The sequence below is a fragment of the Rugamonas violacea genome, from assembly GCF_016461825.1.
Lineage (GTDB): Bacteria > Pseudomonadota > Gammaproteobacteria > Burkholderiales > Burkholderiaceae_D > Rugamonas.
The window spans coordinates 18,759-38,004 of record NZ_JAEMNU010000055.1 but is presented as its reverse complement, the minus strand read 5'-3'; the positions used below and the strand labels follow the sequence as shown (position 1 = coordinate 38,004).

Annotated in this window: 16 protein-coding genes; 9 read left to right on the top strand and 7 right to left on the bottom strand. The window is 71.4% G+C overall.

Annotated features, from left to right (window positions below; all coding sequences use genetic code 11):
* Positions 1–89: 89 nt before the first annotated feature.
* Positions 90–1,223 (top strand): quinolinate synthase NadA, encoded by a 1,134-nt coding sequence (nadA, locus tag H7U20_RS11760; protein ID WP_199759337.1) that lies wholly within the window; start codon positions 90–92, stop codon positions 1,221–1,223.
* Positions 1,220–2,086: a carboxylating nicotinate-nucleotide diphosphorylase gene (nadC, locus tag H7U20_RS11755; protein WP_199759336.1), complete on the top strand. Its 867-nt coding sequence runs from the start codon at positions 1,220–1,222 to the stop codon at positions 2,084–2,086. Before nadA ends, nadC begins: the two co-directional genes overlap by 4 nt.
* A gap of 65 nt (positions 2,087–2,151) precedes the next feature.
* Here nadC and H7U20_RS11750 read toward each other — a convergent pair whose 3' ends face one another.
* Together H7U20_RS11750 and nadB are read right to left on the bottom strand one after the other, a co-directional pair.
* The gene (locus H7U20_RS11750) at positions 2,152–3,066 is read right to left on the bottom strand and encodes a GNAT family N-acetyltransferase (protein WP_199759335.1); all 915 of its coding nucleotides are present in this window, start codon (positions 3,064–3,066) and stop codon (positions 2,152–2,154) included.
* Positions 3,067–3,077: 11 nt separating this feature from the next.
* Positions 3,078–4,709 carry an L-aspartate oxidase gene (gene nadB / locus H7U20_RS11745; RefSeq protein ID WP_199759334.1) on the bottom strand — a complete coding sequence of 544 codons (1,632 nt, stop codon included), beginning with the start codon at positions 4,707–4,709 and terminating at the stop codon, positions 3,078–3,080.
* A 217-nt stretch (positions 4,710–4,926) separates the two neighbouring features.
* Between nadB and H7U20_RS11740 the strand changes: the two genes are divergently transcribed.
* The 3 genes from H7U20_RS11740 to prsR are packed head-to-tail and all read left to right on the top strand — an operon-like array spanning position 4,927 to position 9,730.
* The gene (locus tag H7U20_RS11740; protein WP_233410691.1) at positions 4,927–6,279 is read left to right on the top strand and encodes a TIGR03013 family XrtA/PEP-CTERM system glycosyltransferase; all 1,353 of its coding nucleotides are present in this window, start codon (positions 4,927–4,929) and stop codon (positions 6,277–6,279) included.
* Positions 6,279–8,342 carry an XrtA/PEP-CTERM system histidine kinase PrsK gene (gene prsK / locus H7U20_RS11735; protein ID WP_199759332.1) on the top strand — a complete coding sequence of 688 codons (2,064 nt, stop codon included), beginning with the start codon at positions 6,279–6,281 and terminating at the stop codon, positions 8,340–8,342. Before H7U20_RS11740 ends, prsK begins: the two co-directional genes overlap by 1 nt.
* 41 nt (positions 8,343–8,383) lie before the next feature.
* On the top strand, positions 8,384–9,730 hold the full coding sequence (gene prsR / locus H7U20_RS11730; protein WP_199759331.1) for a PEP-CTERM-box response regulator transcription factor: 1,347 nt from the start codon (positions 8,384–8,386) through the stop codon (positions 9,728–9,730).
* A gap of 62 nt (positions 9,731–9,792) precedes the next feature.
* On the opposite strand, the gene H7U20_RS11725 is transcribed toward prsR, so the two are convergent.
* Genes H7U20_RS11725 through H7U20_RS11705 form a run of 5 tightly spaced genes read right to left on the bottom strand, consistent with a single transcriptional unit; the run spans position 9,793 to position 13,557 of the window.
* Positions 9,793–10,434, bottom strand: a complete 642-nt coding sequence (locus H7U20_RS11725; protein ID WP_199759330.1) for a tetratricopeptide repeat protein — start codon at positions 10,432–10,434, stop codon at positions 9,793–9,795.
* Between the two features lie 31 nt (positions 10,435–10,465).
* Positions 10,466–11,746: a glycosyltransferase gene (locus tag H7U20_RS11720; protein ID WP_199759329.1), complete on the bottom strand. Its 1,281-nt coding sequence runs from the start codon at positions 11,744–11,746 to the stop codon at positions 10,466–10,468.
* Positions 11,740–12,567, bottom strand: coding sequence for a hydrolase 1, exosortase A system-associated (locus H7U20_RS11715; protein ID WP_199759328.1), 828 nt, complete (start codon positions 12,565–12,567; stop codon positions 11,740–11,742). Before H7U20_RS11715 ends, H7U20_RS11720 begins: the two co-directional genes overlap by 7 nt.
* A 34-nt stretch (positions 12,568–12,601) precedes the next feature.
* On the bottom strand, positions 12,602–12,844 hold the full coding sequence (locus H7U20_RS11710; protein WP_199759327.1) for an acyl carrier protein: 243 nt from the start codon (positions 12,842–12,844) through the stop codon (positions 12,602–12,604).
* Positions 12,820–13,557 carry a GNAT family N-acetyltransferase gene (locus H7U20_RS11705; protein ID WP_199759326.1) on the bottom strand — a complete coding sequence of 246 codons (738 nt, stop codon included), beginning with the start codon at positions 13,555–13,557 and terminating at the stop codon, positions 12,820–12,822. Before H7U20_RS11705 ends, H7U20_RS11710 begins: the two co-directional genes overlap by 25 nt.
* Before the next feature lie 218 nt (positions 13,558–13,775).
* Between H7U20_RS11705 and H7U20_RS11700 the strand changes: the two genes are divergently transcribed.
* The 4 genes from H7U20_RS11700 to H7U20_RS11685 are packed head-to-tail and all read left to right on the top strand — an operon-like array spanning position 13,776 to position 19,213.
* Positions 13,776–15,302, top strand: a complete 1,527-nt coding sequence (locus tag H7U20_RS11700) for an AMP-binding protein (protein WP_199759325.1) — start codon at positions 13,776–13,778, stop codon at positions 15,300–15,302.
* Complete coding sequence (locus tag H7U20_RS11695) at positions 15,302–16,531, top strand: pyridoxal-dependent decarboxylase, exosortase A system-associated (protein ID WP_199759324.1); 1,230 nt, start codon at positions 15,302–15,304, stop codon at positions 16,529–16,531. The genes H7U20_RS11700 and H7U20_RS11695 overlap by 1 nt, the downstream gene beginning before the upstream one ends.
* A complete protein-coding gene (locus tag H7U20_RS11690) occupies positions 16,528–18,429 on the top strand; it encodes an asparagine synthetase B family protein (RefSeq protein ID WP_199759323.1) in 1,902 nt (633 codons plus the stop codon). The genes H7U20_RS11695 and H7U20_RS11690 overlap by 4 nt, the downstream gene beginning before the upstream one ends.
* Complete coding sequence (locus H7U20_RS11685; RefSeq protein ID WP_199759322.1) at positions 18,401–19,213, top strand: class I SAM-dependent methyltransferase; 813 nt, start codon at positions 18,401–18,403, stop codon at positions 19,211–19,213. Before H7U20_RS11690 ends, H7U20_RS11685 begins: the two co-directional genes overlap by 29 nt.
* Positions 19,214–19,246 lie beyond the last annotated feature (33 nt).

Sequence of the window (19,246 nt, the reverse complement as noted above, 5' to 3'; positions counted from 1 at the left end):
CCCCCCCCCCGCCGCCGGCATCGGCAAACAATGCCGCAATGTGCGATAGTGTAGGTCCTCTGTACGTCGCCAACACGTTACCGAACACCATGCAAACTTTACTGATCAAGTCCGTCGAGTACGAACATCCTCAAGACGGCGCCAGCTGCACCGCCCACGCCTGGGCGCGCACGCCGGCGACACCTTCCCCCGCCGAAAAAATCGCCCTCAAGGAACGCATCAAGCGCCTGCTCAAGGAGCGCGAAGCCGTTTTGGTGGCCCATTATTACGTCGACGCCGACCTGCAGGACCTGGCCGAGGAAACCGGCGGCTGCGTCTCCGACTCCCTCGAAATGGCCCGCTTCGGCCGCGACCACGCGGCCAAGACGCTGGTGGTGGCCGGCGTGCGCTTCATGGGCGAGACCGCCAAGATCCTGAGTCCTGAAAAGCGCATCCTGATGCCGGATCTGGACGCCACCTGCTCGCTCGACCTGGGTTGCCCGGCCGACGAGTTCGCCGCCTTCTGCGACGCCCATCCGGACCGCACGGTGGTGGTCTACGCCAACACCAGCGCGGCCGTCAAGGCGCGCGCCGACTGGATGGTGACGTCGTCGATCGGGCTGGACATCGTGGCCCACCTGCACGCCCAGGGCAAGAAGATCCTGTGGGCGCCGGACAAGCACCTGGGGTCCTACATCCAGCAGCGGACCGGCGCCGACATGCTGCTGTGGCAGGGCTCCTGCCTGGTGCACGACGAGTTCAAGGGCGTCGAACTGGACCTGCTGAAGGCCGAGTACCCGAACGCCAAGGTGCTGGTGCACCCCGAGTCGCCGGCCAACGTGGTGGCGCATGCCGACATGGTCGGCTCGACCTCGCAGATGATCGCCGCCGCCGTCGCGATGGACGCCGACACTTTCATCGTCGCCACCGACAACGGCATCCTGCACAAGATGCGCGCCGCCGCGCCGGGCAAGCGCTTCATCGAGGCGCCGACCGCCGGCAACAGCGCGACCTGCAAGAGCTGCGCGCATTGTCCGTGGATGGCCATGAACGGCCTGCAAAACCTGGCCGAGGTGCTGGAGAACATGGGCAACGAGATCCATGTCGAGCCGCAGGTGGGCCAACTGGCGGTGCGTTCGATCAATCGCATGCTCGACTTCGCCGCCGCCAAGAAGGCCAAGGTCCAGCCGGGCGCCGATCTGGCAAAAGAAGCCAAACTGTTTTCGGGAATAGGTCCAGCATGAGCACCCTGCGCAATACATTCGCCCCCTTCGACGCGGCGCTGACCGCCGCCTTCCAGGCCAATCTGCTGGCGACGCTGCTGGAGGATGTCGGCAGCGGCGACCTGACCGGCAAGCTGGTGCCGGCCGGCGGCCGCGCGCTGGCCCGCGTCACCGTGCGCGAGGACGCGGTGCTGTGCGGCGCGCCCTGGTTCGAGGGCGTGATGCACTGCCTGGACGGCAGCATCGGCGTCGACTGGCACTACGCCGAGGGCGAACGCATGGCCGCCGACAGCCTGGTCTGCACCATCGAAGGACCGGCGCGCGCGCTGTTGACGGCCGAGCGCAGCGCGCTGAATTTCCTGCAACTGCTGTCCGGCGTGGCGACGGCGACGCGGCGTTATGTCGACGTGGTCGAAGGCACGGCGGCGGCGATCCTGGATACGCGCAAGACCTTGCCCGGCCTGCGCCTGGCGCAGAAATACGCGGTGCGGGTGGGCGGCGGACAGAACCAGCGTCTGGCGCTGTACGACGGCATCCTGATCAAGGAGAACCACATCGCGGCGGCCGGCGGGGTGACGGCGGCGGTGGTCGCCGCCAAGCGTCTGGAGGCGGGCGTGACGATCCAGGTCGAGGTGGAGACCATGGCCGAGCTGGAGGAGGCGCTGGCGGCCGACGCCAGCTCGATCCTGCTGGACAATTTCAGCACCGAGCAGATGCGCGCGGCGGTCAAGCTGAACGCCGGCCGCGCCCTGCTGGAGGCCTCGGGCGGGATCAACTTCGACACCGTGCGGGCGATCGCCGAGACCGGCGTCGACCGCATCTCGATCGGCAGCCTGACCAAGGACATCCGCGCCACCGACTACTCGCTGCGCATCGTCGGCTGAGGCCGGTGAGCGCCGCCCGCTTGGCGGCGCGGCGGCGCCGCTTCTGTTGGGCCGCCGGCCCGGCCTCAGGCGGCGGGCGCGGTCGGCGCGATGGCCTTGCGCATGCGCGCCAGCGGCACCCGCACGTCGCCGGCCAGGGCGATCTCGAACTGCTCCACCAGGGCGAAGCCGCAGGCCAGGTACAGCGGCACGCCGGGCATGGTGCCGGCCAGTTCCAGCGCGTGGAAGCCGGCGGCGCCGGCCTGCGCGCTGCAGTGCTCGAGCAGGCGCCGGCCCAGTCCCTGGCGGGCCACCTCGGGGGCGACGAAGAAGGCGCGGATGCGGGCCGCCTCGTGCTCGGGGTCGAGCAGGGCGTCGACGCCGCTCTTGGCGCGGTCGGCGCCGAACAGGGTGCGGCGCCGGCTCCAGCCGCCGCAGGCGATGGCTTCGCCGTCGCGCTCGATGATGAAGTAACTCTGGTCGGCGATCAGTTGGCTGTCGACGCCGAACACGTGCTCGGTCACCGCCTTGGCCTGGGCCTCGCTGTAGAAGCCGGCGCTGAGCGCCAGGCCGGAGCGGCGGATCAGGGCCTCCAGGCGGGGAATGTCGGTGGTTTGCGCCGGCCGCAGGCTGGTGCTGGAGCCGCTGATGAACCAGGCGCGGGCGATGCGGCCGTCGCGCACCTCGTAGTTGGCGACCAGCTCGGTGCTGCTCCAGCCGTCGCCGCTCCAGGCGTCGACGATCTCCTGGTCGATCACGTGGTTGCCGATGGCGATGCGGTGCAGCAGGCGGGCGTGCGGCCGGGCGGCGGCGAAGCGGGCGCGGAAGCGCGCGCCGATCGCCTCGGCGCCCCGCGCCAGCAGGGTGTCGGGATGCTGGTACAGGCCGGCGTCGGCGGCGTAGATGGCCAGCAGGGCCTCGACGTCGTGGCCGTTGAAGGCGTCGAGCTGGGCCTGCACCAGGGCTTGCGGCTGCTGCCGCGCTTTGATCGGGGGCGTCATGGCCGGGCCGCTCAGTGCTTGCCGGCGCGCGGCGGACGGTTCGGCGTCAGCACGCTGGGCAGCGCCTTGGGCAGGGTGTCCGGATAGTCGCGGCTGAAGTGCAGGCCGCGGCTTTCGCGCCGCTGCAACGCGCTGTTGACGATCAGCGAGGCGACATCGACCAGGTTGCGCAGCTCCAGCAGGTCGTGGGTGATGCGGAAGTTCTGGTAGTACTCGTCGATTTCCCCCTTGAGCAGGGCGATGCGGTGCTGGGCCCGTTCGAGCCGCTTGGTGGTGCGCACGATGCCGACGTAGTTCCACATGAAGCGGCGCAGCTCGTCCCAGTTGTGGGCGATGACCACCTCCTCGTCGGCGTCGGTGACGCGGCTCTCGTCCCAGTCGGGCAGGTAGGGCACTTCGGCCTTTTCCGTGGCGACGATGTCGGTGGCGCAGGCGCGGCCGATCACCAGGCATTCGAGCAGCGAGTTGCTGGCCAGCCGGTTGGCGCCGTGCAGGCCGGTGCAGGCGGTCTCGCCGACGGCGTACAGGCCGGCCAGGTCGGTGCGGCCGGCCAGGTCGGTGACCACGCCGCCGCAGGTGTAGTGGGCGGCCGGCACGATCGGGATCGGCTGCTTGGTGATGTCGATGCCCAGTTCGAGGCAGCGGGCGTAGATGGTGGGGAAGTGCTCGATCAGGAAGGCGGCCGGCTTGTGGCTGATGTCGAGGTGGACGTAGTCGAGGCCGCGCTTCTTGATTTCGAAGTCGATGGCGCGCGCCACCACGTCGCGCGGCGCCAGCTCGGCGCGTTCGTCGTGGGCCAGCATGAAGCGGCTGCCGGCCGCCGCGCCGGCCTCGGGCGGCAGCTTGAGCAGGCCGCCCTCGCCGCGGATCGCCTCGGTGATCAGGAAGGACTTGGCGTAGGGGTGGTACAGGCAGGTCGGGTGGAACTGGATGAATTCCATGTTCGAGACGCGGCAGCCGGCGCGCCAGGCCATGGCGATGCCGTCGCCGCTGGCGGTGTCGGGGTTGGTGGTGTACAGGTAGACCTTGCCGGCGCCGCCGGTGCACAGCACGGTGTGCTCGGCGGCGAAGGTGAGCACCTGGCCGCTTTGCTCGTCCTGCACGTAGAGGCCGTGGCACTTGGGCTGGGTGTGGCGGGTGTCCTTGGCCAGTTGCAGCTTGTCGGAGGTGATCAGGTCGATCGCGCAATGGTGCTCGAACAGGCTGATGTTCGGATGGGCGCGCACCTTTTCCTCGAGCGTCATCTGCACGGCGTGGCCGGTGGCGTCGGCGGCGTGGATGATGCGGCGCTGGCTGTGGCCGCCCTCGCGGGTCAGGTGGAAGCCCAGTTCGGCGGTGTCGTCGCGGGTGAACGGCACGCCCTGCGCGATCAGCCATTCGATCGCCTCGCGGCCGCCCTCGACGATGTAGCGGGTGGCGCCCTCGTCGCACAGGCCGCCGCCGGCCACCAAGGTGTCGTCGATGTGCTGGCGGTGGCTGTCGCCGGAGTCGAGCACGGCGGCGATGCCGCCCTGGGCCCAATTGCTGGCGCCGTCCTGCAGGGCGCGCTTGGAGATGATCGCGACCGTGCGCGTTTCGGCCAGGTGCAGGGCGACCGACAGGCCGGCCAGTCCGCTGCCGACAATAGCAACATCAAATTTCATGGTGTGGGATGAATTCTGTAAAGAAGCATGACTATAGACCATTTGTCACGCCGCTGTCATGCGACGAGCGATTTGCAAGCGTATTGATCTGGCGCGCGGCGGCCATTGTGGCGCCTCAAGGCGGCGGCGGGAACAGTCCGCCATGATGGACGCACCCGCAACGGGCGGGGGCGGGGAGGCGGTCGTGATCAGGATTTTCCATCATTATGTGTCCAGAATGGCCTTCACCCTGCTGTTGCTGGAGCTGTTGATCCTGCTCAGCGCGGCCAGCGGCGCCTCGTTGGCGTGGCTCGACGGCCGCCACGCCGTCGCGGCGGGCAATCCCTATCTGTCGTCGCTGGCCTTCGCCCTGGTGCTGCTGTTCAGCATGAGCACGCTGGGCATGTACCAGCACCATCCGCGCGAGGAGCTGCGCCATACGCTGATCCGCATCATGCCCTCGTTCGCGCTCGGCTTCGCCCTGCTCAGCGTGCTGGTCCACCTGGTGCCGGCGATCCACTTCGGCCGCGCCGGCAGCCTGGTGTTCGGCCTGGGCGCGCTCGGCGTGCTGCTGGCCCGGCTGGTGGTGTACACCTCGGCGCAGTCGGGCATGCTGGAGGAACGGCTGATCCTGGTGGGCGACGGCGCCATCGCCCGCGAATGCGTCGAGCTGGCCGCCGACCGCCTCGGCCTGCACCAGTTCAACGTGGTCGGCTGCGTCGCGGTGGCCGGCGAGCCGCGCTGCGTGGCGCAGGGCTTGCTGCTGCCGGCCGAGCTGTCGCTGCTGTCGCTGGCGCGCCAGCACGAGGCGCGCGAGATCGTGGTGACGGTCGGCGACCGGCGCAACGGCGCCTTTCCGGTGCGCCAACTGCTCGAATGCGCGCTGGGCGGCGTGGCGGTGACCGACGCGGCGGCCTTCTTCGAACGCGAGGCTTGCCAGATCCGCATCGATTCGCTGCAACCGAGCTACCTGATCTTCGGCGGCGGCTTCGACCAGAGCTTCCTGCGCGCCGGTGTCAAGCGCTGCTTCGATCTGCTGGCCAGCGGCGCCATCTGCCTGCTGAGCCTGCCAGTGATGTTGCTGACGGCGCTGTGCATCCGCGCCGAGGACGGCGGGCCGGTGTTCTACCGGCAGGAGCGGATCGGCCTGCACGGCCGCGTCTTCCGGGTGCTGAAGTTCCGCAGCATGCGGGTCGACGCCGAGGGCGACGGCAAGCCGGCCTGGGCCGCCAGCGACGATCCGCGCGCCACCCGCGTCGGGCGCTGGATACGCAAGCTGCGCATCGACGAGCTGCCGCAGATGCTCAACGTGTTCCAGGGCGAGATGAGCTTCGTCGGGCCGCGGCCCGAGCGCGGCTATTTCGTCGAGCAACTGTGCCGCGACGTGCCGTACTACAACGTGCGGCACAGCATCAAACCGGGCGTCACCGGCCTGGCCCAGGTGCGCTACCAGTACGGCGCCTCGGTCGACGACGCCGTGCGCAAGCTGCAATACGATTTGTACTATGTGAAGAACAACAGCCTGTTCCTTGACCTGTTGATCCTGATCGAGACGGTGCAGGTGGTGTTGTTCGGCAAGGGCAGCAGATAATGGGAGCGCTACTGGCGAGCTGGCCGGCCGAGCGGATCGCCGCGCTCAGCCATGGCGTCGCCGCCGCCGCCTTCCTGGCGCTGGCCGCCGCGCTGCTGAGCCATTGGCGGGCGCGGCGCCACGCCGGCGCGCTCGGCGCCGCCTGTGCCCTGACAGTGCTGTGGGCCGCCGTGGCGGCGGCCGGCGGCGGCGCGGCGCTGCCGGGCGCGCCGCTGCAGGTGCTGCCCGAACTGCTGCGCTCGGTGGCTTGGTTGTTGCTGCTGCTGCGGCTGCAGGGCTGCGGCGGCCTGCGCCTGCGTGCCTGGCTGGGGCTGATCGCCCTGTTGTCGGTCTGGCAGCTGGGCGCCGGCCAGTTGCCGGCGTGGCCGGCGCATCCGCAGGCCCTGGTGCAAGGCGCGATCGGCGCCCGGCTGCTGCTGGCGGTGCTGGGCATGCTGCTGGTCGAGCAGTTGTACCGCAACACCGATCCGCGCGAGCGCTGGAGCATCAAGTTCGCCTGCCTCGGCATAGGCGCCTTGTCGGCCTATGATTTCTACCTCTACAGCGACGCCTTGCTGTTCCGCCAGATCAATCCGGAGATCTGGGCGGCGCGCGGCGTCGTCGACGCGCTGACGGCGCCGCTGCTGGCCTTGGCCGCCGCGCGCAATCCGGCCTGGACCACCGGCCTGGCGTTGTCGCGCCAGGTGATCCTCGGTTCGGCGGCGCTGGTGGGCGCGGCCGCGTATCTGCTGGCGATGGCGTCGAGCGCCTACTACCTGCGCTACGTCGGCGGCGCCTGGGGGCCGCTGATGCAGCTGGCCTCGCTGTTCGGCGCCGCCATGTTGCTGGCCGGCGTATTGTTTTCCGGCGCCGTGCGGGCGACCTTGAAGGTACTCATCAGCAAGCATTTCTACCAGGGCAGCTACGACTACCGCCAGGAGTGGTTGCGCATCACCCGCGCGCTGGCCGAGGACGGCCCGGCGCTGGCCGAGCGCAGCATCCAGGCGGTGGCGGCCTTGGTCGAGAGTCCGGCCGGCGCGCTGTGGTTGCGCCGCGACGGCGCCGACTTCGAGCCGGCGGCCGGCTGGAACATGGCGCCGCAGACGGCGCGCGAGCCGGCCGACGGCGCCCTGTGTCGCTTCCTCGAGGCGCGCCAGTGGGTGCTGGAACTGCCCGCCTGCCGCGCCGAGCCGGGGCGCCACGGTCGGCTCGAGCTGCCGGCCTGGCTGGACGCGGCCCCCCGGTTCTGGCTGCTGGTGCCGATGATGTTGCACGGCCGCCTGTTCGGCTTTGTCGCGCTGGCGCCGCCGCGCACCCGCATCGCGCTGGACTGGGAGGTCAGCGACGTGCTGAAGATCGCCGCCAACCAGGCGGCCAGTTATCTGGCCTACCGCGAATCGGCCGACTCGCTGGCGGTGGCGCGCCAGTTCGAGTCCTTCAACCGCATGTCGACCTTCATCGTGCACGACTTGAAGAATCTGGTGGCGCAGTTGAGTCTGCTGCTGAGTAACGCCGAGAAGCACCAGGGCAAGCCGGAGTTCCAGCGCGACATGCTGGCCACGCTCGGCTACTCGGTCGACAAGATGAATCTGCTGCTGCGCAAGCTCAGGCGCAGCGAGACGCAGGAGCTGCCGGCGCCGCTGGCGTTGGACCGGCTGCTGGCGCAGGCGGTGCGGGCGCGCGCCGGGCAGGAACCGCAGCCGACGCTGGAGGTGGCGGCGCCCGGCTTGTGCGTGCTGGCCAACTGGGCGCGGCTGGAGCGGGTGCTGGGCCATCTGATCCAGAACGCGGTCGAGGCGACGCCACGCCAGGGCAGCGTCGCCGTGCGGCTGCGGCGCGCCGGCGGCTCGGCGTTGATCGAGCTGAGCGACACCGGCCAGGGCATGAGCGAGCAGTTCATCCGCGAGCGCCTGTTCAAGCCCTTCGAGTCGACCAAGGCGGCCGGCATGGGGATCGGCGTGTTCGAGAGCCGCGAGTACATCCGCGAGGTCGGCGGCGAGCTGGAGGTGGTCAGCGAGGCGGGCCGCGGCACCACCTTCCGCGTGCTGCTGCCGTTGCACGCGCAGGCGGCAGCGGCGGCCTGAGCGGGTCGGCCGCCGTCGGGCGGCGCACCGGGAGACGAGCGATGACGAAGAAGAAACTGCTGGTGGTGGAGGACGACTGCGGCCTGCAAACGCAGCTGCGGTGGAGTTTCGACGCCTACGAGGTGGTGCTGGCCGACCAGCGCGAGACGGCGTTGGCCCAGTTGCGGCGCCACCAGCCGGCGGTGGTGACGATGGACCTGGGCCTGCCGCCCGAACCGGACGGCGCCGGCGAGGGCCTGGCGCTGCTGCAGCAGATCCTGGCGGCGGCGCCCGACACCAAGGTCATCATCCTGTCCGGCAACCAGGAGCGCGCCAACGCGCTCAAGGCGATCGCCATGGGCGCCTACGACTTCCACCAAAAACCCTTCGACGCCGACCTGCTCGGCCTGGTGGTCGAGCGCGCCTTCTTCCTCCACGCGATGCAGCAGGAAAACCGGCGCATGCTGCAGATCCAGGCCGACTCGCCGCTGGCCGGCATCGTCAGCCGCGACCCGGCCATGCTCAAGCTGTGCCGCAGCGTCGAGAAGGTGGCGCCGTCGTCGGCCAGCGTGATGTTGCTGGGCGACTCGGGCAGCGGCAAGGAGCTGGTCGCCCGTGGCCTGCACAAGCTGAGCAGCCGGCACGACAAGCGCTTCGTGGCGATCAACTGCGCGGCGATCCCCGAGCAGCTGCTCGAGAGCGAGCTGTTCGGTTACGAGAAGGGCGCTTTCACCGGCGCCGTGCGGCAAACGCTGGGCAAGATCGAGCTGGCCCACGGCGGCACCTTCTTCCTCGACGAGGTCGGCGACATGGCGCTGGGCCTGCAGGCCAAGCTGCTGCGCTTCCTGCAGGAGCGGGTCATCGAGCGGGTCGGCGGGCGCAGCGAGATCAGCGTCGACGTGCGCATCGTCTGCGCCACCCACCAGAACCTGAAGGCGCTGGCGGCGGCCGGGCGCTTCCGCGAGGACCTGTTCTATCGCCTCAGCGAGATCGTGCTGGCGATCCCGCCGCTGCGCGACCGGGTCGGCGACGCGGCCCTGCTGGCGCACCATTTCAGGAACAAATTCTGCGCCAGCGAGGCGCGCGGCCATCTGCATTTCAGCCCCGACGCGCTGGCCGCCGTCGAGGCCCACCACTGGCCGGGCAATGTGCGCGAGATGGAAAATTGCGTCAAGCGCGCCGTCATCATGGCCGAGGGGCCGTTGATCGGGGTCGACGACCTGGGCCTGCTGGACCTGCCGGCGGGCGAGGAGAGCGTCAACCTGCGCCAGGCGCGCGACGCCGCCGAGTACCGCGTCATGGTGCGGGCGCTGGCGCGGGTCGACGGCAACATCGTCAAGGCGGCCGAGCTGCTGGGCGTGAGCCGGCCGACGCTGTATGACTTGATGGGACACCATGGCCTGAAATAGCCCACGCATGCCCGGCCGGGCCGCCGCCGAGGGGCGGCGCCGGCCGGGACGGCCGGGGACGGCTAGGGCTTGGGCGGCTCCTGCCACTGGCCGGCGGCGCTCAGCTGGTTTTTCAGGCCGAGCAGCGGAAAGCCCAGCGCGTAGGCCCGCTCGGCCGCGGCGCGGGCCGGGGCGTAGTCCTTCTGCTTGAGGTAGAGCAGGCCGAGATTGTAGTGGGTGGTGGCGTTTTCCGGCTCCAGCCGGGCCGCCTCGCGCAGTTGATCGAGCGCGGCCGGGGCCTGGCCGATGGCCAGCAGGTAGCCGCCGAACACCGAGCGGACCTTGGCGTCGTCCGGTTTGAAGCGCAGCGCGCGGTCGAAATAGCAGTCGATCGTGTAGCGCGCGCCCTGTGGCCGGCTGTTCTTGCCGCGCAGGGCCAGCCGGGCCATGGCGGCCAGCGCGCGGTGGTGGTTGGGAAAGTGCTCCAGCGTGTAGGCGATGTCGCCGCCGATGGTGTCGGTGGAGCCGCGCACCAGGCGCTCGACGTCGGGCGTGAAGTGGAATTGTTCGACCAGCTGCAGCCCTTGGCGGTCGTTGGCGTTGGTGTAGTCGCCGCCCGGTTCGTGACGGACCAGTTCGCCGCAATCATGCGCCGGCGGCGCCGCTGCGGCGCCCAGGCCGGCGAGACAGAGCAGGATGGCGGCGCCGCCGCGGGGGAATGTCATGCTGGCCTCCTCAGGGCCGGTGGCGCCGGCTTCATTTGGCCGCCAGCGTCTTGGCGGCCGCCTGCTGCTCGGAGGTGGCCAGCAGGCGGTCGAACAGGCCGGCCAGATCCTGCGCCCGCGCCGCACGTTGCTGGCGCGCCACCAACGCCGGCCGCGCCGACGGCGCCTGGCCTTGGCGCGCCAGGCGCAGGAAGCGTAACAACGACGAGGCGATGTCGGCCGAGCTGTCGAGCATGCCGATGGTGTCGATGCCGACCTGGCGCAGCGCGCCGGCGGTGTCGCCGGCCGGGTCGGCCAGCGCCAGCACCGGGCGCGCGGCGCGCAGGTATTCATACAGCTTGGCGGGGATCCGCGCGTTCCAGCTGGAGGCCTGCAACAGCAACAGGCCGTCGGCGGCGAGCATTTCGGCCAGCGTCTCGTGGTAGGGCAGGGGCGGGGCCAGTTCGACCAGCGAGGCGATGCCGAAGCGGGCGATCAGCGGGCGCAGATAGTCGTCGTGGCCGCTGCCGCGCAGCACCAGGCGGAAGTTGGCGGCGCCGAGTTCGCCGTCGGCCTGCAGCCGCTCGAGGGCGGCGAACAGGTAGCGCGGATCGCGCCCGGACGGATAGATGCGGCCGCTGTGCAACAGGCGGAAGACGGCGCCGCCGCCGGCCGGGCGCAAGGCCTGGGCGGCGGCGAAATCGGCCTCGTCGTAGCCGTCGGCGATCAGCGCCAGGCGCTCGGCGGGCAGTTCGGGAAAGCGGCGCTGCTGGTCGCGCAGGGCGCCGGGCGCGCTGCAGACGATGGCGGCGCAATGGCGCGCCAGTTGGCGCTCGAGCCAGAGGTGGATGCGGCGGGTGCGTTCGTCTTGCGGCTCGGCGCCGCCGTCCAGTGCGACGCGTTGGTCGGCCACCCAGGGAATGCCGGTCAAGCGGTGCAGCGCCAGCGCGACCAGATGGGCGCTGGTGATCGGATGGCTGGACCAGAGCAACTGCGGGCGGTGGCGTTGGATCAGGCGCAGGCCGGCCGGCACGGCGCTCAACCACCAGGAGATCCAGCGGTCGGGCTGGGCCAGCCAGGCGGCCGGCCGGCCGGCCAGGGCCAGGTGGCGCGTGGCGTCGAGGGCCAGGCTGCGGCGCACCAACAGGGCCGGGTCGAGGCCGGCCAGCAGCGTCTCGTCGCGCTCGGGATAGGCGCCGGCGCGGGCGCTCAGCACCAGCGGCTGCCAGCCCTGCGCGGGCAGGTGGCGGGCGAAGTTGAGCGTGCGCAGCACGCCGGAGTCGCCGCCCATGGGCGGGAAGTGGAAGGCGACCATCAACACGCGTTTCACCATGATGTGATCCAGTCGTGGCTGTGGTTGGCGACGGCGGCGCGCCAGTCGGCGCGCGCGAAGGTGTGGTTGGCGCCGGCCACGCTGACCTGGCGCACGCGCGACGAGGCCAGCAGCGCGCGCCAATCGGGGTCGCGCTGGGGCAGGGCGGAGAATTCGCGCGCGTCCAGGTCGGCGCCGGCGAGGATGAACAGGACGCGGCCGGGAAAGCGTTCGAGCGCCCGGCGCAGGCGCTCCGGCAGTCCGTTGTCGTGGCGCGCGTCGGCGGCCTGCCGCGCCAGCTCGCGCAGCGAGGCCAGGCTGGCGCGCAGGCCGAAGCCGCCGCCGGCCAGCTTGCGCCAGAACGCGCCCTCGCCCAGCCGCTCCAAATAATAGTGGCGCAGGGTGGCGCGGGCCTGGCCCTGGGGGGTGCGCACCCAAGGATTGAGCAGCACCAGGCCGCGCACGCGCGGGTCGGCCGGGGCGTAGAAGGCGGCCGCGCTGGCGCCGTCGCACAGGCCCCACAGCACCAGCTCGCGCAGGTCCGGCACGACGCGGCAGAAATGCAGCACGGCCGCCGCCAGGTCGTCGTCGACCGCCTCGAAGCCGCGCGGCGCGCCCTCGCTGTCGCCCATGCCGCGGTAGTCGAAGCGCATCACGGCGGTGCCGGCGGCGGCCAGTTGGCGCGCCAGCAGGACGAACTGGCGGTGGCTGCCGGCGCGGTACTGCGGGCCGCCGGTGACGATCAGCAGGCCGCGCGCGGCCGGCCGCGGCGGCAGGTGGACCACGCCGACCAGCCAGCAGCCGTGGCAGAGGAAGCGTTCGGCGCGCGCCTGCGGGCTCATCGCGGCCCCGCCCGGCGGCCGTCGCGGCGGCGCCTCATCCGGCCAGCTTCCCGCGCACGAAGGCGCTCAGGCTGCCGAGCGTGGCGAAGTGGCGCGCGCTGATCTCGTCGTCGTGCACCTCGATGCCGAAGTGCTGCTCGAGCGCGGTGATCACGCCGGCCACGGCCATCGAGTCGAGCTCCGGCACGGCGCCCAGCAGCGGCGCGTGCTCGTCGAGGCGCAATTGGCCCAGCCCCAGCGTGTCGCTGAGGATCAGACGGATTTGTTCGATTGGCATGGCGGCTCCTGGAGGGGGCTGTCGGCCATCGCGCCGGTATGCAGCCGCAGTTGGGGAAACGAGCTGTCGCTGCGCGACAGGTGAACGTAGGGCGCCAGGCTGGCGAGCATCCATTGCCAGCGGCCGCAGCGCAGGAAGGTGGCGCTGCCCAGGCGGCGCGCGCCGAGCCGGGCGTGGGCGCGCAGCGAGCCGGCGTTGAAGGCGGAGATGCGGCTGCAGCTGCAGCGCACGCCGCGCGCGCGCAGCAGGCGCTGGGCCTCCTCCCACAGCCGGCGGAAGACCCAGCCGAGACGTTCGGCCGGGCGCACGTGGACGTCGAAGTCCCAGGCGCAGGCGGCCGGCAGCAGATAACGGGCGCGCACCTCGTCCTCCTGGTAGGCGCCGGCGCAGAACCAAAGAAAACCGACCAGCTCGCCGTGGCGGTAGGCCGCCAGACTCTGCGCGCCTTGTTGGTAGCGCAGTCGCAGCACCTCGGGCGGGCGCGGATAGTCGGGCGGGATCTGTTCGAGGGCGGCCAGCAGGCGCACCTCGATGTCGCCGCCGCGCCCCGGGCACAGCGGCGCCGCCGCGAGGGGCTGGGCGACGAAGTGGTAGCGATACAGCGCCCAGCCGCCGCCCGACAGCAGGGCCAGCAGGCGGTCCAAGGCGTACAGCGCGGCGTTGCACCAGCCGAGTTGCACGACGCAATGGTGGAGGCGGGCGGTGATCGACATGGCGGTCTGCTGGGCTGGGCGTAGGGACGTCTCGATTAGACACCCCGGCGCCGACGCGGGGCTTGAGCAAGCTCAAGACGGGATGTTGCTTGATCAACATCAAGGCCGCGCCGTCGATTTGTCCCAATCTTAGACCTTAGCGGACTTCGCGGCGCCGTCCCGGCGCGCGGCCGCATGCCGCCGCGGCTTGCAACGCGGTAGTCATCGAGGAAAGACCCATGGCGCAGTTCATCCCACCCCCCTTGGTCCAGGCGCAACTGGTGCAGGACTTCATCTTCGCCGCCGCGCTGCGCGCGCCGGCGGCGCCGGCCTTGTGCTATCAGGGCGTGACGTCGAGCTATGCCGAGCTGGCGCGGATGGTGCGGGCGCTGGCCGGCGCCCTGAGCGCACTGGGGCGGGGCGAACGCCTTGCCGTGTATCTGGAGAAACGCGAGGAGGCGGTGGTGGCGATGTTCGGCGCGGCCGCCGCCGGCGCCGTGTTCGTGCCGGTCAATCCGCTGCTCAAGCCCGGGCAGGTGGCCTACATCCTGGCCGATTGCGGGGTGCGCGCGCTGGTCACCTCGGCGGAACGGCTGGCCACGCTGGCGCCCGCGCTGGCCGGTTGTGCGGAATTGCGCACGGTGATCCTGTGTGGCGGCGCGGCCGCCGCCGCGCCGTTGCCCGCCGGACTGCGGCTGCTGTCCTGGCGCGACTGCATGGAGGAGGCCGCGCCGTGGTCGGCGCCGGCCGGCATCGACAGCGACCTGGCCGCCATCCTGTACACCTCCGGCAGCACGGGCAAGCCGAAGGGCGTGGTGCTGTCGCACCGCAATCTGGTGGCCGGCGCGCTGAGCGTCGCCGGCTACCTGGAGAACCGCGCCGACGACCGTATCCTCTGTCTGCTGCCGCTCAGCTTCGACTACGGCCTGAGCCAGCTGACCACCGCCTTCTGCAGCGGCGCCTGCGCCGTGCTGATCAACCATCTGCTGCTGCGCGACGTCGTCGAGACGGTCGAACGCGAGCGCATCACCGGCCTGGCGGCGGTGCCGCCGCTGTGGGTGCAACTGGCACAGCTGAGCTGGAGCAAGGCGCAATGGCTGCGTTACATCACCAATTCCGGCGGCACGCTGCAGCGCCCGACCGTGCAGGCGCTGCGCCGCGCGCTGCCGATGGCGCGCATCTATCTGATGTACGGCCTGACCGAGGCGTTCCGTTCGACTTATCTGGCGCCCGAGCAGATCGACCGGCGGCCCGACTCGATCGGCAAGGCCATCCCCAACGCCGAGGTGCTGGTGTTGCGCGGCGACGGCAGCGCCGAGCGCTTCCGGCCGCTGCCGGGCCGTCCGTCCGGCCTGCCGTTCGCCGAGTTGGCCGTTTGGTCGGGCGATACCGTGCGGCGCGACGAGGAGGGCTATCTGTACTTCGTCGGCCGCGGCGACGAGATGATCAAGACCTCCGGCTACCGGGTCAGTCCGACCGAGGTCGAGGAGGTGCTGTACGCCAGCGGGCTGGTCGGCGAGGCCGTCGCGCTGGGCGTGCCGCACGCCGTGCTGGGCCAGGCCATCGTGGTGCTGGCGACGGCGCCGCCGGGCTGCGAGCTCGACGGCGAGGAGCTGCTGGCGGCCTGCAAGGCCGCCTTGCCCGGCTATATGGTGCCGAGCCGGGTCGAGGTGCGGCGCCAGCCGCTGCCGCGCAATCCGAACGGCAAGATCGACCGGCGCGCCCTGGCCGACGGCCTGGCCGAGCTGTTCACGGAGCCGCGCTGATGGAGACGCCACGCCACGCGCCGCAGCGCCAGTTCGCCGTCGCCGACGATTGCCTCCGGTTGGGCGGCCTGGCGCTGACCCGGCTGGCCGAGCGGGTCGGCGCCACGCCCTTTTTCGCCTATGACCGGGGCGCCGTCGCCGCCCGCGTCGCCATGCTGCGCGCCGCGCTGCCGTCCGGCGTGTTGCTGCACTACGCCTTGAAGGCCAATCCGATGGCGGCGCTGGCGCAGCACCTGGCCGGCCTGGTCGACGGCATGGACGTCGCCTCGGCGGCCGAGTTGCGCATCGCGCTGGACGCCGGCGTGGCGCCGGCCGCCGTCAGCTTCGCCGGCCCGGCCAAGAGCCACGCCGAGTTGCGCTGCGCGGTCGCCGCCGGCGCGCTGCTGCACCTGGAGTCCGAAGGGGAAATGGAGCGGGTGGCCGAGACCGGCGCCCAGCTCGGCCTGACGCCGCGGGTGGCGGTGCGCATCAATCCGAACTTCGAACTCAAGCACGCCGGCATGCGCATGGGCGGCGCCGCGCTGCAGTTCGGCGTCGACGAGGAACGCGTGCCGGCGATGCTGCAGCGGCTGGGCCGGCTGGCGCTGGACTTCGTCGGCTTCCACCTCTTCGTCGGCGCGCAAAACCTGTCGGCCGGCGCGATCGCCGAGGCGCAGTCGCACAGCGTGAACCTGGCGCTGCGGCTGGCGGCGCACGCGCCGGCGCCGCTGCGCCTGCTCAACATCGGCGGCGGCTTCGGCGTGCCGTATTTCCCCGGCCAGTGCGAGCTGGAGCTGGCGCCCATCGCCGCCGGGCTGGAACGCGCGCTGGCGCTGTTGGCCGACACCGCGCCGCAGGCCCGCCTGGTGCTCGAGCTGGGCCGCTATCTGGTGGCCGGGGCCGGCATCTACGTCTGCCGCGTGCGCGAGCGCAAGTTGTCGCACGGCCAGGTCTTCCTCTTGACCGACGGCGGCATGCACCACCACCTGGCCGCGTCGGGCAACTTCGGCCAGGTGATCCGCAAGAACTATCCGGTGGCGATCGGCAACCGCATGGCCGGCGGCCCGCGCGAGACGGCCTCGGTGGTCGGCCCGCTGTGCACGCCGCTGGACCTGCTGGCCGACCGCGTCGAGCTGGCGCGCGCCGAGGCGGGCGACCTGGTGGTGGTGTTCCAGTCCGGCGCCTACGGGCCGAGCGCCAGCCCGGCCGCCTTCCTCGGCCATCCGCCGGCGCTCGAGGTGTTGGTATGAGCGGCCTGTGCGGCTGGCTGGGCGCCGGCCGTCGGCGCGCCGGCTTGGGCGCGCCGGCCGGCGCGCCGACGCTGCGTCTGCTGCGCATGGCGCGCGAGCTGCACCGCTTCGACGGCGCGCCGCTGCAGACCCTGCTGGCCGCCGGCGGCGCGCTGGCCGTCGCCGCCCACGCCGGCAGCGCCCACCTGTACAGCCGCGACGGTCTGCTGGTGGCGCTGTGGGGACGTCCGCTGCTGGCCGGCATCGGCGTTGGCGGCGACGTCGCCGCCGCCGTCGCGCAACGCTGGCAGGAGCGCGGCCTGGAGGTGTGCGCCGCGCTGTCCGGCCCGTTCGCCCTGTGCCTGCTCGACAGCGTCAACAGCCAGGCCCTGCTGGCGGTCGACCGGGCCGGCAGCCAGCCGCTGTATTACCAGTGCGGCGACGGCGACCTGCTGTTCGCCTCTTCGTTGAGCGGCTTGCAGGCCCATCCCCAGGCGCGGCGCGAGCTCGACCCCCAGTCGCTGTACAACTACCTGTATTTCCACACGGTGCCGGGACCGGCCACGGTGCGGCAGGACTGCCGCCGCCTGCTGCCCGGCGAGTATCTGCACGTCCGCCGCGGCACGGCGCGCCGCGGCCGCTACTGGCAGATCGACTTCGACGAGGCGCCGGCGCGGCCGTTCGCGCCGCAGCGGGCCGAATTCCTCGGCCTGCTGGAGGCGGCCGTGCGGCGCGCCGCCGGCGGCCACGCGGTCGGCGCCTTCCTCAGCGGCGGCACCGACAGTTCGACCCTGGCCGGCATGCTGGGCCGGGTCGGCGGCGCGCCGGCGCGCAGCTATTCGATCGGCTTCGACGTGCCCGGCTACGACGAGATGGCCTACGCCCGCCTCGCCGCGCGCCACTTCGGCACGCTGCACCATGAACACTATGTGACGGCCGACGAGGTCGTCGCCGCCGTGCCGCGCATCGCCGCCGTGTTCGACCAGCCCTTCGGCAACGCCTCGGCCGTGCCGGCCTTCTACTGCGCCCAGATGGCGCGCGCCGACGGCGTGCACCGCTTGCTGGGCGGCGACGGCGGCGACGAGTTGTTCGGCGGCAATGAGCGCTACGCCCGCCAAGCCGTGCTGGCCCGTTACGAGCGCCTGCCGGCGGCGCTGCGCCAGGCGCTGCTCGAACCCCTGCTGTTCCGTCTGCTGACGGGCGAGCGGCCGGCGCTGCTGCGCAAGGCGCGCCGCTATATCGAGCAGGCCGTGATGTCGATGCCGGCCCGGCTGGAGAGCTACAATCTGCTGCAGGGTTACGGCCCGCGCCTACTGCTGGAGCGCGAATTCCTCGCCCAGGTCGACGCCGGCGCGCCGCTGGCCCAGCTGGCCGAGGCGTATTCGCGCAGCGATGGCCTGAGCCAGATCAACCGCATGCTGGCGCTCGACCTGCGCTTCACCTTGGCCGACAACGACCTGCCCAAGGTCAACAAGGCCTGCGAGCTGGCCGGTGTCGAGGTCGGCTATCCGATGCTCGACGACGCCCTGGTGGCGTTCGCCGCGCGCCTGGCGCCCGGGCAGAAGTTGCACGGCACGCGGCTGCGCCCCTTCTTCAAACAGGCGCTGCGCGAGTTCCTGCCGGCCGCCATACTGCGCAAGAAAAAGCATGGTTTCGGCCTGCCGGTCGGCCACTGGTTGCAGCGGCACGGCGGCCTGCGCGGCCTGGCCTTCGACAGTCTGAGCGACCTGAAGGCGCGCCGCATCGTGCGCGCCGACTTCATCGACACCCTGCTGGAGCGCCAACTGCCGCAGCATCCCGGCTACCACGGCACCATGGTCTGGGTCCTGATGATGCTGGAGCAATGGTTCGTGCAACGCGAAGCGGCCAATCAACCACCCGAGGAGGCCCATGATGAGCTCGAAATTCGCCAAGGATGAAGCGGCCTGGAACACCGGCGGGCACGCGGACTTCTACAGCTATTACGAGAAGCAAAGCGGCGGCGCGCTGGCGCGCCAGCGCTTCCTGACCATCCAGAGCACGCTGTTGCGCGCGTTGGGGACGGCGGGCCGGCCGCTGGACGTGGCCGACATCGGCTGCGGCGCCGGCACCCAGGCCCGGCTGTGGGCCGACAAGGGCCACCGCGTGCGTGGCGCCGACATCAACGAGGCGCTGATCGGCCTGGCCCGCCGCCGCGCCGAGCAGTCCGGCCTGGCGATCGACTTCAGCGTGGCCTCGGCCACCGCCTTGCCGTGGGAGGACGGCTCGGTGGACCTGTGCATCGCCCCCGAGCTGCTCGAACACGTGGCCGACTGGAGCGCCTGCCTGGCCGAGATGGTGCGCGTGCTGCGTCCCGGCGGCGCGCTGTTCGTCAGCACCAGCAACCGCCTGTGCCCGCGGCAGGAGGAGTTCACCTTGCCCCTGTATTCCTGGTATCCCGCCGTGCTGAAGCATCGCTTCGAGCATTTGGCGCGGACCACGCGGCCGGATCTGGCCGGCTATGCGACCTATCCGGCGGTCAACTGGTTCACCTACTACGGCCTGCGCCGCCATTTGGCGCGGCTGGGCGTGCGCAGCATGGACCGCTTCGACATGATGGACCTGGCCCAGCACGGCCGCCTGGCGGGCGCGGCGATTCGGCTGCTGCGCAGGGTGCCGCCGCTGCGCTTCCTCGGCCATGTGGTGACGCCCTACACGGTGGTGCTCGGCGTCAAGGCGGCCTGAGGCGGGTGACGGCGCCCGGCGGCGCCGCCCGGT

What these genes read in the sequence shown, in the direction of transcription:
- prsR (WP_199759331.1), top strand. Translation starts at nt 8,384, where the DNA reads ATGACGAAGAAGAAACTGCTGGTGGTGGAGGACGACTGCGGCCTGCAA.
- H7U20_RS11705 (WP_199759326.1), bottom strand. Translation starts at nt 13,557, where the DNA reads ATGTCGATCACCGCCCGCCTCCACCATTGCGTCGTGCAACTCGGCTGG.
- H7U20_RS11710 (WP_199759327.1), bottom strand. Translation starts at nt 12,844, where the DNA reads ATGCCAATCGAACAAATCCGTCTGATCCTCAGCGACACGCTGGGGCTG.
- nadB (WP_199759334.1), bottom strand. Translation starts at nt 4,709, where the DNA reads ATGAAATTTGATGTTGCTATTGTCGGCAGCGGACTGGCCGGCCTGTCG.
- H7U20_RS11685 (WP_199759322.1), top strand. Translation starts at nt 18,401, where the DNA reads ATGATGAGCTCGAAATTCGCCAAGGATGAAGCGGCCTGGAACACCGGC.
- H7U20_RS11725 (WP_199759330.1), bottom strand. Translation starts at nt 10,434, where the DNA reads ATGACATTCCCCCGCGGCGGCGCCGCCATCCTGCTCTGTCTCGCCGGC.
- H7U20_RS11750 (WP_199759335.1), bottom strand. Translation starts at nt 3,066, where the DNA reads ATGACGCCCCCGATCAAAGCGCGGCAGCAGCCGCAAGCCCTGGTGCAG.
- H7U20_RS11740 (WP_233410691.1), top strand. Translation starts at nt 4,927, where the DNA reads ATGGCCTTCACCCTGCTGTTGCTGGAGCTGTTGATCCTGCTCAGCGCG.
- nadA (WP_199759337.1), top strand. Translation starts at nt 90, where the DNA reads ATGCAAACTTTACTGATCAAGTCCGTCGAGTACGAACATCCTCAAGAC.
- H7U20_RS11700 (WP_199759325.1), top strand. Translation starts at nt 13,776, where the DNA reads ATGGCGCAGTTCATCCCACCCCCCTTGGTCCAGGCGCAACTGGTGCAG.
- H7U20_RS11720 (WP_199759329.1), bottom strand. Translation starts at nt 11,746, where the DNA reads ATGGTGAAACGCGTGTTGATGGTCGCCTTCCACTTCCCGCCCATGGGC.
- nadC (WP_199759336.1), top strand. Translation starts at nt 1,220, where the DNA reads ATGAGCACCCTGCGCAATACATTCGCCCCCTTCGACGCGGCGCTGACC.
- prsK (WP_199759332.1), top strand. Translation starts at nt 6,279, where the DNA reads ATGGGAGCGCTACTGGCGAGCTGGCCGGCCGAGCGGATCGCCGCGCTC.
- H7U20_RS11695 (WP_199759324.1), top strand. Translation starts at nt 15,302, where the DNA reads ATGGAGACGCCACGCCACGCGCCGCAGCGCCAGTTCGCCGTCGCCGAC.
- H7U20_RS11715 (WP_199759328.1), bottom strand. Translation starts at nt 12,567, where the DNA reads ATGAGCCCGCAGGCGCGCGCCGAACGCTTCCTCTGCCACGGCTGCTGG.
- H7U20_RS11690 (WP_199759323.1), top strand. Translation starts at nt 16,528, where the DNA reads ATGAGCGGCCTGTGCGGCTGGCTGGGCGCCGGCCGTCGGCGCGCCGGC.